The sequence below is a fragment of the Bifidobacteriaceae bacterium genome, from assembly GCA_031281585.1.
Lineage (GTDB): Bacteria > Actinomycetota > Actinomycetes > Actinomycetales > WQXJ01 > JAIRTF01.
In genome coordinates this window covers 1-12,929 of sequence record JAITFE010000078.1, presented here as the reverse complement: position 1 = coordinate 12,929, position 12,929 = coordinate 1, and the positions used below count along the sequence as shown (strand labels likewise).

Here is a 12,929-nt window from a genome sequence, read left to right as displayed (position 1 = left end):
TTGTCCGATGCCGTCCGCCGCCTCCCGTACAACATCCCCGACCCAGCCAACTGACCTGCCGCCACGGTTCCCAAGACCTGGGCGGACGGCATCGGGCGGCGGGGGATTCGGACGAGGGGGTTCGGGTGAGGGCGCCGACGCGGGCGGCCCGTGGCGGGCGGTCAGAACGGCGGCCCGTCGCCCGTGTCGGCCGGGCCGGCCGGGGGCGGCGGCGGGTTTCCGGGGTCTGGCGGGCTCGACGGTTTGGCGCCCCTGGCTTGGTAGCGGTGGTGGATGATCGGTTTGCGGTCCAAGTCGATCCACCTGGGCGGGGTGAACTCCGGAAGCCCGTCGTCCCGGATCCCCACCACCCAGTCCGGCGGGCGGCCCCTGGGCGGCTCGACCATCCGGTGGTGAGTGGGACAAAGCAAACACAGGTTCGCCAAACTGGTGGGTCCGCCCCGCCACCACGGGTCGATGTGGTGCGCGTGGCACGCCTCCGCCGGCCGGTCGCAACCAGGGAAACAACACCCCGCGTCCCTGACCGCCAGCGCGAGCCTGAGCTGGCGGGGAATCGCCCGTGCCGCCCGCCCAATGTCGAGCACCTCGCCCCTCGCGCCGAGGACTGCCCGCATCACGTCGCTGTCGCAGGCCAACGCCCCCAACGTCTGCGAGTCCACCCGGCCACCGGTCGAGGCGATGCGCCCGCCTGCGGGACCGTCCGGGTCCGCCAGGTCGGACAGGGGGACGGTCAGGACCAGGCGGGCGTTGACCGCGCCGAGGTCGGCGGCCTTGGAGCAACCCTGCGCGTGCCTGACCAAAGCCATCAGCGCGTCCGCGCGGGCCTTCCGCCGCTCCACGGGAACCCCGCCCGGGGCGTCCGCCTGGCGGCGGCGTTCCTTCTCCGCGGCCGCGTCCACCACCTGGCGCAGCACCTCCCCGTCCACCGCCGGCAAAGACCCCGAAAACGTGGTGGTCCCGTCCTCATGGGTGGTGACCTGGAAAAACCGGCGCCTCTGCGCCCTCTCGAACTGGCGGCGCGCCTTGTCCTCGCCGACCTGCCCGGCCACGTCCGGGGCGACCTCCTCCAACACCAGGTCCCCCGCCCTCGCCAGCCCATCCGAGGCCGTCGAGGACGCCAACCCCACCAACAGCTCCTCCGCGGCCCTGACCTGTTCGGGCGCCAACTCCCCCGGCAGGTCCCGCAACACCCCGGTGATGGCCTCCGCCTGGGCCGCGCTCATCACGCCGGCCAACGCGGCCTCCCGCACCAACGGGAACCCCGCCTCCCGCCGCGCCCCCAACACGATCCTCGACGCCTGCTGTCGCGTCAGCAAACCCTTCAACATCAGCCAAGTCGTCAACACGGTCCCCGTCCACTCCGAACACAACCCCGAACCGTCCAACGCCCGCGCCAACTGGCCGATCACCGCGTCAACGCGGTTCCTCACATTCAATAACCCGGTCAAAGCCCCCAGCACTCCTGGATCCGAAGCCGCCGCGACCCCGCCCGCCCCTGAAACCATCGCCGCGAGCCCGCCAGCCACCACATACGCCGCGCCGACCACTTCCTCCAACCCGACCGGACCGCAACCCTCCAGAACCGCCTCAACAGTTCCGGCCAAATCCTCCCCCGCCGGGCCTGCGGCGCCTGCCCGCCCATGCCCGTCCGCGCCAGGGCTCTGGCTAACCTGGCCACGGGAACCCGCCTGGTCCCCACCCGAGCGGTCGCCAGCGGCGGTTTCAACCACGCCATCCACACCAGCCCCGAGCGCCTGGCCCATGAGCGCCTTGACGATTTGCACCAGCGGGTTGACGGGCGGCGCGTACCCACCCACACCCAAAGACCCCGGCAGCGGCAACGAGCCGCCGCCCCGGCTTTCCACCCCAGGCACAGCCCAAAACTCGCCGTTTGCGGGACCGCCGTCGGCCGGCCCTGCGCTGCGGCCCCGCGCGTCGTCAGCCCGTCCGTCGGGGCACGTCGCGCCGCCGTCGCCGCCACTCAGCGGCCGACCGGGAACGCACCATTCCGACATATGTATAGTTTACCGGAGAATCCTCCCGCAAACAATCGTCGTTCGAATAATGGAACCGCTTCCAGGCATAACAATTCGGCATCATCCACGCGCATTTCTTTTACGGATCGGCCGCATTGGTTATGCCTCGTCGGCCGGATGCCAGTAGCCTGATGACCGTGCCCCCAGGCCCGCCCGCCACGCAGAGCGCTTTTGTCCCCGACCGCAGCCGCGCTGTGGTCCAGGCGGCCCTGGCGACCGCTTGGGATGCCGTGGCCGGATCGCCCCGGTTCGGCGGCACCCGCCGCCTGGTCGTGATCAAAAGCAGACCCGGCATGGGCACCACCAGGATGCTGCGGCAGCTATATGAGGTGTGCGCGGCCAGCCAGTCCGGATATTGGCCGCCGAGCCTTGCGGACCTGCCCGGCGTGCCACAAGACGTGATCTACCCAGGCAACCCGGCCGGTCCCAGCGTCCTGGCGATTCCACACACGGAGCCAGGCGAAGCCATCCCGTATTTCTGGTGGGGATTGGTTGGCGCGGATGATCGCCGCACCGCAGACGGCGCCGCTGACCAGTTGGCACTTCATCTGAAGCCCATTCAGGCGCAGTTGGAGTTCGCCCAGCGCAAGCTCTCGCCAGCGGTCGGCGAAACCTTCTGGGAGCCGGGGGCCGTCGTGGCGGGACTGTTGGCGCTGGCGCCGGATCTGCCCGAAGAGGTGATCGCGGGATGCGCCACTGCCGCCGTCGCTGACGCGATCTACCTGGGTCTGAAAGCCACGAAGGATTTCAATCGGCGGCAGCGGGAACGCGCCGAAATCGCACGTTCCATGGGGGTAGATCCAGACAGAGCTTGCCCGGAGAGCCTGGACAACACCAGGCAGTTGCTGACCGGCGTCGCCCAATTGGTGCCGTTAGTAGTGGCCGTAGACCACGCGGAACGCCTGGACCGGCCGACTGCGGAATTGCTGGCGGGTCTGCTTGGATCGGACGCTTCAACTGCGGCGCGGGTGTTGGTCGCCTTGGCGATCGACGAAACGTCCGAGCTTTTCAGCAGGCAAGCCAAGATCGGTTTGGCTCCGCTGATCGGCTGGGCCCAGCAGCGCGGGCTGCCTTCGGACTGGTGGGGTCCCGGCGGCCCAAGCCCCGCGCCAGCGGGCGCTCCCCACGGACCGCCGCCTCCCAGGGCGGTGGCCGAGGGGTACCGCCTTGATCCCTTGGGAAGTGACGAGTTAAGAGCTCTGGCGCTCGCATCACTGCTGCCGGGCACGGACGCCACGGTGAACAGCGCCGTGTTGGCGCGCGTCATAGCGGCGGCCGAAAGGAGTCCGGGCGCATTAAGGGCATTGCTGGCGCGCCCGGAGGTCTCCGCGTCCGTACTGGACCCAGCGGCACCAGATCCGGGGCCACTCCAGCCGGTCGATGACGCGCTGGAGGAACAACTGGAGAGGCTGCCGGACAACGTGGCGGAACCGCTCGCCGTCGCCGCGCTGCTGGGCGCCATCGCGCCGAAAACCTGGTTCTTGGACGCCTGCGACCTGGCGGATGTGAATCCAGATGGCCTCCAGTCCACCGATTGGACGTCGGTTGGAACGGACGGCCTGATGCGGTTCGCCACGCCCAGGGCGCACGAGGCCGCCCGCGACTTCGCATTCCGATCCAAGCCCTGGGAGGCGCTGACGGCCGCGCAGCGCACGGCGGTGCGCAACGAGTTGTCCTATGAGATCAAGGCTGGTTACAACTCAGACTGGGCCGAAGTGCCCGAGTCGGTGCGGGTAGAAGCTTTGCGGTCAATCACGGACCTCCGCTGGGATGAACAGCCGCCGGAGACTTGGCGAGAAGACTACTTGGGCTGGGCGGCTCAGCGCCGCGCGATGGACGCTGAGGAACTGCACGAACTGATCGAAGAGCAGTTTGAGAAGCCACCGCTCTGGCTGATGGCCAGAACAACGGAAGCCTTGATCGACGCCGGATTGCACGCCGCCGCGCTGGACTACTGGCGTTCCCAAGCGAAGCAGGCCAAGGAGGACCACGGGCCGGGTTCCGATCTGGCGGTGGCGATGCGCGGCAATGTGGCAGCGCTCCTCTCCCACCAAGCAACAGAGTTGCTGCCAAGGCACCCGGCCGCCGCCCGCGAAATCTACGCCAAGGCGGTCAAGGCACACCGCAAGGTACTCAAGGCCATCAAAGCAGGAAGAAAGAAGGGCTCCGAACAACACCTGGACGCACTTGAAAGCCTCATGCGGCTGCACGAGGGTTTCAAAGAATGGGAGCGAGCCCGCAAGGTGGCCGCAACCCTAGCCAAGGGACTGCACTCCCACCCCAAGTTCGGAGACTGGAATTCCCGCACCCTGTGGGCCCGCGCCAAGATCGCCTACTGCACCGCCCTGGCCGGCGAATCGAAAGAGGCGCTGGCGCTGTACAACGCCCTGTGGACCGACCAGGCAACGGCATTGGGCCCCAACGACCTGGAAACGCTGAAAACCCGCTACCAAATCGCCTACCTCACCGGCCTGGCCGGCGAATCGAAAGAGGCGCTGGCGCTGTACAACGCCCTGTGCACCGACCAGGCAGCCGCACTGGGCCCCAACCACCCACAAACGCTGAGAACCCGCCTCCAAGTCACCATCGCCACCGCCAAAGCCGCCGAACCGGAAAAGGCGCTGGCGCTGTACAAGGCCCTGTGGACCGACCAGGTAGCCGCACTGGGCCCCAACCACCCAGAAACGCTGGCTACACGGGCCCAGATCGCCTACAGCATCGGCTCGCTTGGAAACTTAGAAGAGGCGCTTGCACTGTACGACGCCCTCGTACCGGACTTGGCGACCGTCCTCGGCTCAGACCACCGCGATACCCTGAACACCCGCTTCAATATCGCCAACTGCACCGAGGAGGTCGGCAACCTGAAAGAGGCGTTGGCGTTGTACGAGGCCTTACTATCCGACCAAGCAACGGCCCTCGGCCCCAGCGACCCTGACACGCTGAAAACCCGCATCCGGATCGCGTACTGCACAGGTCGAGTCGGCAGGCGGGAGGAGGCGCTGGCACTGTACAGGGCCCTACTTAACCAAGCGACAGACATGCTCACCAGACACGCCGACACGGCCACGGCCAGCGCTTGGACAACCAGCCGCGCGAACGAGACAAGCAGGTTCGACGAGGCGTTGGCGTTGTACAAGGCGTTGCTATCTGACCGAACGCCCCCCCCCGGCCCCACCCTTCCGACACGCTGACTACCCGCGCCAGGATCGCCTACTACACCGCCAAGGCCGGCGAACCGGAAAAGGCGTTGGCGTTCTACAAAGCCCTGTGGCCCGACCAGGCTGCCGCGCTGGGTCCCAACCACCCCGACACGCTGGCAACCCAGCGGAGGATTGGCGTGCTCGAGCGGATCGTCTCCGAACTCCGCGCGCAACATGAGACGCCCGGTTCAGATGACCCGGACGGGCCCGAAGGGAGTGCTAACGGTCAGCTGCAATGAGGACCCCAAGCGCTCAGCGCGCATCCGGCCCTCGCCGTTGGGGCGCTACGCGCCCAGGTTTACCGCGTAGCTAGCCGCCATGGCCGCCACCTTGAATTTGGCGTCGAAAGTCGCCACGGTGTGCGCGCCCGCCGCGATGACGCAGGCGTCCGGCTACGCGCGGGTCGCGCGGATGTAGCGGTCGCGGTTCGTCAAGTCGAGGCCGGTTTGGGCGTCCTTGAAGAGGCCGTCCGCAGTGGCGGCCTGGCGCAGGGCGGCAGCCTGGGACGGGTCGTGTTCCATCACCAGCGTGCCGCCCGGGCGCAGCAGCCGGGCCGCCGCCGCCAAGAAGACGAGCGGCGTGTCCAAGCCGTCCGGGCCGCCGCCGAATAGCGCGGCCGGGGGCTCGTACTCCGCCACCCCCGGACCCAACTCCGCGTCCGGCAGGAGGTAGGGCGGGTTCGCGGCGACCACGGCCGCCCGGCCGGCCAAATCGGCAAGTGGGCCTTTCGGGGTGGCGACGTGGACGGCATCGGCCATGACTACCTCCACACCCAACGGCTCCAAGTTGTCTTTGGCCTGCCCGGCCGCCGCCCACGCCCGCTCCACGGCGACCACCCGCGCGTCCGGCACCTCGGTGGCGAGCGCGGCCGCGATCGGGCCGGCGCCCGTCCCAAGGTCCACGGCCAGGCGGTCTGGGGCGGGCCACGCCGCCAACGCCTCGACGGCCACGCCGGCCACGACCTCCGTCTCCGGGCGGGGGATGAACGCGCCGGGGCCGATCGTCAACTCGAGGTGGCGGAAAGGTGCGCGGCCGACCACGTATTGGAGCGGCTCGCCCCGCTCCAGGCGGCGGGCGGCCTTGGCATACGAGTCGGGCAACTCAAGCGAGCCCGCCAGCGCGCGGGCCCGCAACTCGCCAGGCGAAACGCCCAGCAACGCTGCGGCCAGGCGTTCGTGGTCGGGGCTTGGGAACCTCATTCCGAAGATGCTACGCCGCGAGCCCCGCAAAACGGGCCGCCCGCCTTAACACCCGCCAGGGGTGAACCCCGGCTCACCCGCCGAGCCGCCGGCGCCACAGGCCGCCGACAGCGCGGACCCCACCAAAGGCGCTGGTCACCGCAGAAAGCTGCGGATCCACTCGGACACCTCGCGGCTGTCGGTGGTCACCTTGGGCAGGTCGCCGCCCGGATCGTTGACGCCGCCGGAAAAGGTGCGCTGACCCAGGCAGCGGCGGGTGTCGGCCGCCATCAGGGTGGCTGTCAGTTCCCAGTGCCGCGCGGCCCCCACCGACTTGTCCCTGACGTCATCCACCCAGGTTCCGTCGTTGACGATCTGTGAACGGGTGAAAACGATGAGGGCAATGTCATCAACCTTGCCGGGGGTGACGAGATTGTAATTGGTCTCGCGGGTGGCGGGGTTATAGAGAATATAGGTCCCCGCAACTTGGGAACGCTGGTCGCGGGCGGCGCAGGTCGGGTCCCAATCGTGTAGGTCGCCGAACCTGGCTTGCACTTTCGCTTCGACTTCCCTGTCGGTGATCCGCGAAACACTCGGGTCGCTCCCCGCCGTGACTGCCATGACAATAGCGAATATGGCCACGATGCCGCCGGTGATCGCCTTGCCGCGAATCCGCATCCTGGTGAATCGCAAGAAAAGGACCACCACGCCCGCCAAGGCGATCACGAAGGCCAGCGCCCAAAGCCAGGCAGCGCGATTCACCCACGCGAACATAGTCAGGTAGGGAACGCCGATTGCGAACAACACGTTGACGGCGACGGAAGGCAGTTTGCGGCGTTCGCCAGGCGCAGGCGCGGTCATGAAAACTCTCCTCTCGGCTGCGTTGCCTCAGCGCTTGATGCTAGCGGAAAGGGCACGTTGCGGTCAGAGGGAGGAAGGGCGCCCAGCTTGGTCGGTGGTGACGGTGGCGCCGACATAGACCCACGCTCAGACTGCGGAATTGCGGCCTGGTGACGGGGCCTGGCCGGGTGACGGCATCGGGCGCTGGCCTGTCTTCGTCTCCAAACCGCCGGGTGAAACGTCTCCAAACCGCCGGATGAATCGCCTCCAAACCGCCGGGTGAATCGCCTCCAAACCGCCGGATGCGGTTAGAATCGGGTGGTGGAGTACTTGGCGCGAGTGGCGGACGCCGAACTGAAGGCCCGGTTGCGGCGCAGCGGCGCGGTGTTGATCGAAGGCCCCAAGGGTTGCGGCAAGACCGAGACGGCGCGGCGGGAGGCCGCCAGCGAACTGCGCGTCGAGACCGATCCCGCAGTGCCGTTGTTGATGCAGTCCGAACCCGAACGGCTCTTGCGCGGGGCAACACCGCGACTCCTCGACGAATGGCAACGCCAACCTCGGCTGTGGGACCTGGTCCGACGAGCAGTCGATGATCGCGGGGCGCCAGGGCAGTTCATTCTGACCGGGTCGGCCACGCCGGACGACTCACTTGAACGCCATCCGGGATTGGGTCGCTTTTCCGTGCTCCGCATGCGACCGATGGCCTTGGCGGAACAAGGCCGCTCCAGCGGTCAAGTCGCCTGGTCCCAGGTCCGGGCAGGCGACCCAGTCGAAGCCGATGATCCCGGTTGGGGCCTGGACGAGTTGGCCGCGGCGGTGGTTCGGGGTGGCTGGCCGGCGGCTGTCCGGGCCGACCTGGACACAGCGCGCGAATACGTACTGGATTATCTCGACCTGCTGACCGAAGTGGACATCAGCCGCGTGTCGGGCATTCGGCGCGACCCGGCAAGGGTGCGGCGGCTGCTGGGTTCGCTGGCCCGCAATGTGGGAACCGAGGCGTCCTTGGTGACGCTTGGCAAGGACGTGGGCGGCGCGGACCAAAAACTGAACCGTGAGACGGTGGCGTCCTATCTGCGCGCACTGGAACAGTTGATGATCCTGGAGGATCAGCCGGCCTGGAGCACCGCCCTGCGGGACTCGGCGACGCTGCGGCGGTCGCCCAAGCGCCATCTGGTTGATCCATCGCTGGCAGCGGCGGCGCTCGGCGCCACAGTTGAGAAACTGATCCGGGAACCCAAGACGCTGGGGCAGCTTTTCGAGTCAATGGTGGTCCGCGACCTGCGCGTTTACGCGTCGCCAGAGCGGGGGGCGGTCTACCACTACCGAGACTCGGCGGGACGCGAAATCGACGCCATCGTGGACTACCCGAATGGCTGGGTCGCGTGCGAGATCAAGCTCGGCGCTGGGCAGGCCGAAGCTGCGGCCACCAGTCTGAAGACCGCCGTGGCGGCCATCGACACCCAAACTGTCGGCCAACCCGCGAGACTCTGCGTGATCACCGGAACCGGCCCCGGCTACACGCGCCCGGATGGCGTGGCCGTGGTGCCGGCAGCGGCTCTGCGCGCCTGAACTTGCGAACCACCTGGTCTTGACGCCGGTAGACAACTCCGCTTGGCGACGGGGTCCGCCCTCCTGGTCAGAACGTGACGCCCCGGCCCAGGCGCGCGTCGCGCGCCGCCGCCAGCTTTGACTGCATGCCGAAGATCTCGATGAAACCGCGCGCCTGCGACTGGTCGTAGGAGTCGCCCTCGTCGTAGGTCGCCAGGTTGAAGTCGTACAGCGACGTGTCGGAGCGGCGCCCCGTGACCGTGGCCCGCCCGCCGTGGAGCGTCATTCTGATCTCGCCGTTGACGTACTCCTGGGTCTCGGCGATGAAGCCGTCCAGGGCCCGCTTCAGCGGCGAGAACCACTGCCCGTCGTAGACCAATTCACTCCAACGGGTTCCGACCAGGCGCTTGAAGCGCGCCAACTCCCGCTCAATGGTGACGCCCTCCAGGTCGCGGTGGGCCTCGAGCAGGGCCATAGCGCCGGGGGCCTCGTAGACCTCGCGGGACTTGATGCCGACCAGTCGGTCCTCGACCATGTCGATCCGGCCAATGCCCTGCGCCCCCGCCCGGCGGTTGAGCTCCTGGATGGCCCGCAACGGCGTCACCGCCACGCCGTCAATCGCCACCGGGACGCCCTCGGAGAAGAGGATCACGATCTCGTCTTCCACCGGCGGGAAAGTCGGGTCGTCGGTGTACGTGTACACGTCCTTGGTGGGCCCGTTCCAGATGTCCTCCAGGAAACCCGTCTCCACGGCCCGGCCCCAAACATTCTGGTCGATTGAGAACGGCGAAGACTTGGTGGTCTCGATCGGCAGTTGGTTCCGCTCCGCGTAGTCGATCGCCGCCGCCCTGGTCAACGCCAGGTCGCGGACGGGCGCAATGCAGTGCAGGTCCGGCGCCAGGGAGGTGATGGACACCTCGAAGCGGACCTGGTCGTTGCCCTTGCCGGTGCAGCCGTGCGCCACCGTGGTTGCCCCGAACTGGCGCGCGGCCCGCACCAGATGCTTCACTATGACGGGCCTCGACAGGGCGCTGACCAGCGGATACCGGTCCATGTACAGGGCGTTCGCGGCCAAGGCGGGCATGCAGTATTCGGAGGCGAACTCGTCGCGCGCGTCCGCGACGTAGGCCTCCACCGCCCCGCAGGCCAGCGCCCGTTCGCGGATCGTCTCCAGGTTCTCCCCGCCCTGGCCCACGTCCACGGCCACCGCGACCACCTCCGCGCCGGTCGCCTCCCCGATCCAGCCGATCGCCACCGAAGTGTCGAGCCCGCCCGAATACGCCAATACCACCCGCTCAGTCATGAGCCTTCTCCTTCGTTAGCCAACTGGTTGAAGCGGGCCGCGATCTCCGGCCCGCCGTCCGCCGCGCGGGTCACCAGCACAATGGTGTCGTCGCCCGCGATTGTCCCCATCACGCCGGGGAAAAACGATTGGTCAATGGCGGAGGCCAAGAAGTGCGCCGCCCCCGGCGGCGTCCGGAGCACCACCATGTTGGCGCTGCCCTCCGCGCTGACCAGCAATTCCGCCGCCAGCCGGCGCAGGCGCGCCGCCAGCATCTCGCGGCTGAGGTCGCCCTCCAAGGTTCCCTCCCCGCCCTCCGCCGGCAAGGCGTAGATCCGCGACCCGTCCGCCAGGCGGATCTTGTCCGCCCGCAGTTCCACCAGGTCGCGGCTGAGCGTGGCCTGGGTGACCTCCAGCCCCGCCTCGCCCAACCGCCCCGCCAGTTGGGTTTGCGACCGGATCGCCTCGGTCCGGATCATGCGCCTGATCAGCGCATGCCTGGCGGCCTTGGTCGCGGGGACGGTGGCGGCGGCCGTCATCTCACGCCTCGGCCTGGGACAGCAGCCAGATCAGGAGGGCTTTTTGGGCGTGGAGGCGGTTTTCCGCCTCGTCCCAGACACGGGATTGCGGGCCGTCGATGACCGATGCCGTCGTCTCGTTTCCCCGGTAGGCCGGCAGGCAGTGGATGAAGATCGCGTTCGGGTCCGCTTTGGCCATCAGCTCCTCGTCCACCCGGTAGGGCACGAACGACGAGCGGCGCGCCGCCGCGTCCGACTCCTGGCCCATGGACACCCACGTGTCCGTCGCCACGACCCCCGCGCCGGCCGCCGCCGCGTCCGCGTCCGCCGTCACCGTCACGCTGCCGCCGGTCTTGGCCGCGATCGCGGCCGCCTCCGCCAGCACGGACGCCTTCGGCTGGTACGCCTCCGGCGTGGCGATGACCACGTCCAGGCCCGCCACCGCCCCGCCCAGCAGGTACGACTGCGCCATGTTGTTGGCCCCGTCCCCGAAGTACGCCAGCTTGACTCCCGGCAGCCGGTCCACTCCGCCCACGTGCTCCGCCACCGTCTGCAGGTCCGCCAGCACCTGGCACGGGTGGTAGTCGTCCGTCAGCGCGTTGACGACCGGCACGTTCACCTGGGCCGCCATTTCCTCGATCCGGTCTTGGCCGTAGGTCCGCCAGACAATCGCCGAAACCTGCCGGCCCAACACCCGGGCCACGTCCGCGATCGATTCACGCTGCCCCACCCCGGCCAGTTTCCCGTCCACGAACATGGGGTAGCCGCCCAGTTCGGCCACGCCGACGCAGAACGACACCTGGGTCCGCAGCGTCGGCTTGTCAGTCAGCACCGCCACCGCCTTGGGGCCCGTCAGCGGTTGGTACGCCAGCCGGTCGGCTTTGACCTCAATGGCCAGCCGCAGGATTTCGGCCTGCTCCGCCGGACTGACCGAGCTGTCTTTGAGGAAATGTCGAACGGTCACGCCGCCTCCTTGATCAACTTGGGCAGGGCGGCCGTGAACCGCGCCGCCTGGTCTTGGGTCAGAATCAACGGGGGCGCCAGCCGCAACGTCTCCGGCCCGGTCGCGCCCACCAGGAACCCCGCCGCCTGGGCCGCCTTCACCAGTTGCGGCGCGTTCGGTGTTTGGAGCACGATGCCGACCAGCAGCCCCGCCCCCCTTGTCGCCTTCACGCCTGGCACTTTGGCGAGGTCCCGCCGCCAGGCGGCCCCCAATTCGGCCGCGTGCGCCATCAGCCCCTCATTTTCAATGGTCGCCAGCGTGGCGAGCGCCGCCGCGCACGCCAGCGGTCCCCCGGAGAACGTGTTGCCGTGGTCGCCGGGGCGCAGCAGGCCCGCCGCCGCCTGGTTCATGGCGACCATCGCCCCGATTGGGAAGCCGCCGCCCAGGCCCTTCGCCAGTGTGACCAGGTCTGGCGAGCCCGCGGTCGGCGCGGGGCCGGCGTCCCAGGCCACCGCCGGGACCGCCGCGTCCGCCGTCCGCGCCGCCAAACCTTCCGCGCCACGCAGCGGGCCGCCCAGCGCGGGGTTGAGGTAGCCCGTCCACGCGCCGGTCCGGCCAATGCCGGTCTGGACCTCGTCGATCCACAGGAGCGCGCCGTATTGGCTGGTCAGCCGCCTGGCAGCGGCCAAGTATCCGTCCGGGAGCGGGATCACGCCCGCTTCGCCCTGGATGACCTCCAGGACCAGCGCGGCGACGTCCCCCGCGCGCAGTTCCGCCTCCAAGGCGGCGAGGTCGCCCGGCTCCAAGAACCGGGCGGGGCCCGTGAATTCGGCGAAAGGCGCCCGGTAGGCCGGTTTGGCGGTCAGCGACAACGCGCCCAGGGTGCGGCCGTGGAAGGACCCCTCCAGGGCCAACAGCCGGTGCCGCTCGCCATCCCGGCGCAGGACGGCTTTGAGCGCGGCCTCGTTCGCCTCGGCCCCCGAGTTGGCAAAGAAGACGCGGCCCCCGGACTCCGCACCCGTGATCTGGAGCAACCGCCCCGCCAGGTCGACCTGCGGCTCGGAGGCGTAAAGATTCGAGATGTGCCCCAGGGTGGCGGCCTGTCCGGCGATCGCCTCCACCCAGGCCGGGTGGGCGTGACCGAGCGAGTTGACGGCGATCCCACCCAACAGATCCAGGTATTCGCGCCCGTCCGCGTCCCAGACCCGGGTCCCCGCCCCCCGCGCCAGCGTCAAAGCGGGGCTGAAAACCGGCAGCAGACGCTTCCGGTACTGTGCGAGCGCGGCGTCATTGGACGGCATCGGGCGTCTCCTTGGCGGGAACGGGCGCGGGCGGGTCCACCACCATGGTGCCCACGCCCTCGTCGGTGAAGATCTCGGTCAGG

9 protein-coding genes are annotated in these 12,929 nt (G+C 68.9%); 2 read left to right on the top strand and 7 right to left on the bottom strand.

The annotated features are described in order from the left end of the window. Positions 1–161: 161 nt before the first annotated feature. On the bottom strand, positions 162–2,015 hold the full coding sequence (locus LBC97_09315; GenBank protein MDR2566233.1) for an HNH endonuclease: 1,854 nt from the start codon (positions 2,013–2,015) through the stop codon (positions 162–164). A 158-nt stretch (positions 2,016–2,173) separates the two neighbouring features. Between LBC97_09315 and LBC97_09310 the strand changes: the two genes are divergently transcribed. Then, positions 2,174–5,227 (top strand): tetratricopeptide repeat protein, encoded by a 3,054-nt coding sequence (locus tag LBC97_09310; protein MDR2566232.1) that lies wholly within the window; start codon positions 2,174–2,176, stop codon positions 5,225–5,227. 401 nt (positions 5,228–5,628) lie between these two features. Here the strand turns inward: LBC97_09310 and LBC97_09305 are convergent, their stop codons facing one another. Then, positions 5,629–6,435, bottom strand: coding sequence for a peptide chain release factor N(5)-glutamine methyltransferase (locus LBC97_09305; protein ID MDR2566231.1), 807 nt, complete (start codon positions 6,433–6,435; stop codon positions 5,629–5,631). Positions 6,436–6,570: 135 nt separating this feature from the next. Then, positions 6,571–7,275 (bottom strand): hypothetical protein, encoded by a 705-nt coding sequence (locus LBC97_09300; protein MDR2566230.1) that lies wholly within the window; start codon positions 7,273–7,275, stop codon positions 6,571–6,573. A gap of 300 nt (positions 7,276–7,575) precedes the next feature. Here LBC97_09300 and LBC97_09295 point away from each other — a divergent pair, with 300 nt between their 5' ends. Then, the gene (locus tag LBC97_09295; protein MDR2566229.1) at positions 7,576–8,823 is read left to right on the top strand and encodes a DUF4143 domain-containing protein; all 1,248 of its coding nucleotides are present in this window, start codon (positions 7,576–7,578) and stop codon (positions 8,821–8,823) included. A gap of 67 nt (positions 8,824–8,890) precedes the next feature. Here LBC97_09295 and LBC97_09290 read toward each other — a convergent pair whose 3' ends face one another. Genes LBC97_09290 through LBC97_09275 form a run of 4 tightly spaced genes read right to left on the bottom strand, consistent with a single transcriptional unit; the run spans position 8,891 to position 12,846 of the window. After that, the gene (locus tag LBC97_09290; GenBank protein ID MDR2566228.1) at positions 8,891–10,105 is read right to left on the bottom strand and encodes an argininosuccinate synthase; all 1,215 of its coding nucleotides are present in this window, start codon (positions 10,103–10,105) and stop codon (positions 8,891–8,893) included. Continuing rightward, a complete protein-coding gene (locus tag LBC97_09285; GenBank protein ID MDR2566227.1) occupies positions 10,102–10,623 on the bottom strand; it encodes an arginine repressor in 522 nt (173 codons plus the stop codon). Before LBC97_09285 ends, LBC97_09290 begins: the two co-directional genes overlap by 4 nt. Before the next feature lies 1 nt (position 10,624). Next, the gene (gene argF, locus LBC97_09280; GenBank protein MDR2566226.1) at positions 10,625–11,566 is read right to left on the bottom strand and encodes an ornithine carbamoyltransferase; all 942 of its coding nucleotides are present in this window, start codon (positions 11,564–11,566) and stop codon (positions 10,625–10,627) included. Further along, a complete protein-coding gene (locus LBC97_09275; protein MDR2566225.1) occupies positions 11,563–12,846 on the bottom strand; it encodes an acetylornithine transaminase in 1,284 nt (427 codons plus the stop codon). The genes argF and LBC97_09275 overlap by 4 nt, the downstream gene beginning before the upstream one ends. Positions 12,847–12,929 lie beyond the last annotated feature (83 nt).

Excerpts from the sequence above, each read along its gene's own strand:
- LBC97_09285 (MDR2566227.1), bottom strand. The coding sequence starts at position 10,623 with ATGACGGCCGCCGCCACCGTCCCCGCGACCAAGGCCGCCAGGCATGCG.
- LBC97_09305 (MDR2566231.1), bottom strand. The coding sequence starts at position 6,435 with ATGAGGTTCCCAAGCCCCGACCACGAACGCCTGGCCGCAGCGTTGCTG.
- LBC97_09290 (MDR2566228.1), bottom strand. The coding sequence starts at position 10,105 with ATGACTGAGCGGGTGGTATTGGCGTATTCGGGCGGGCTCGACACTTCG.
- LBC97_09300 (MDR2566230.1), bottom strand. The coding sequence starts at position 7,275 with ATGACCGCGCCTGCGCCTGGCGAACGCCGCAAACTGCCTTCCGTCGCC.
- LBC97_09275 (MDR2566225.1), bottom strand. The coding sequence starts at position 12,846 with ATGCCGTCCAATGACGCCGCGCTCGCACAGTACCGGAAGCGTCTGCTG.
- LBC97_09315 (MDR2566233.1), bottom strand. The coding sequence starts at position 2,015 with ATGTCGGAATGGTGCGTTCCCGGTCGGCCGCTGAGTGGCGGCGACGGC.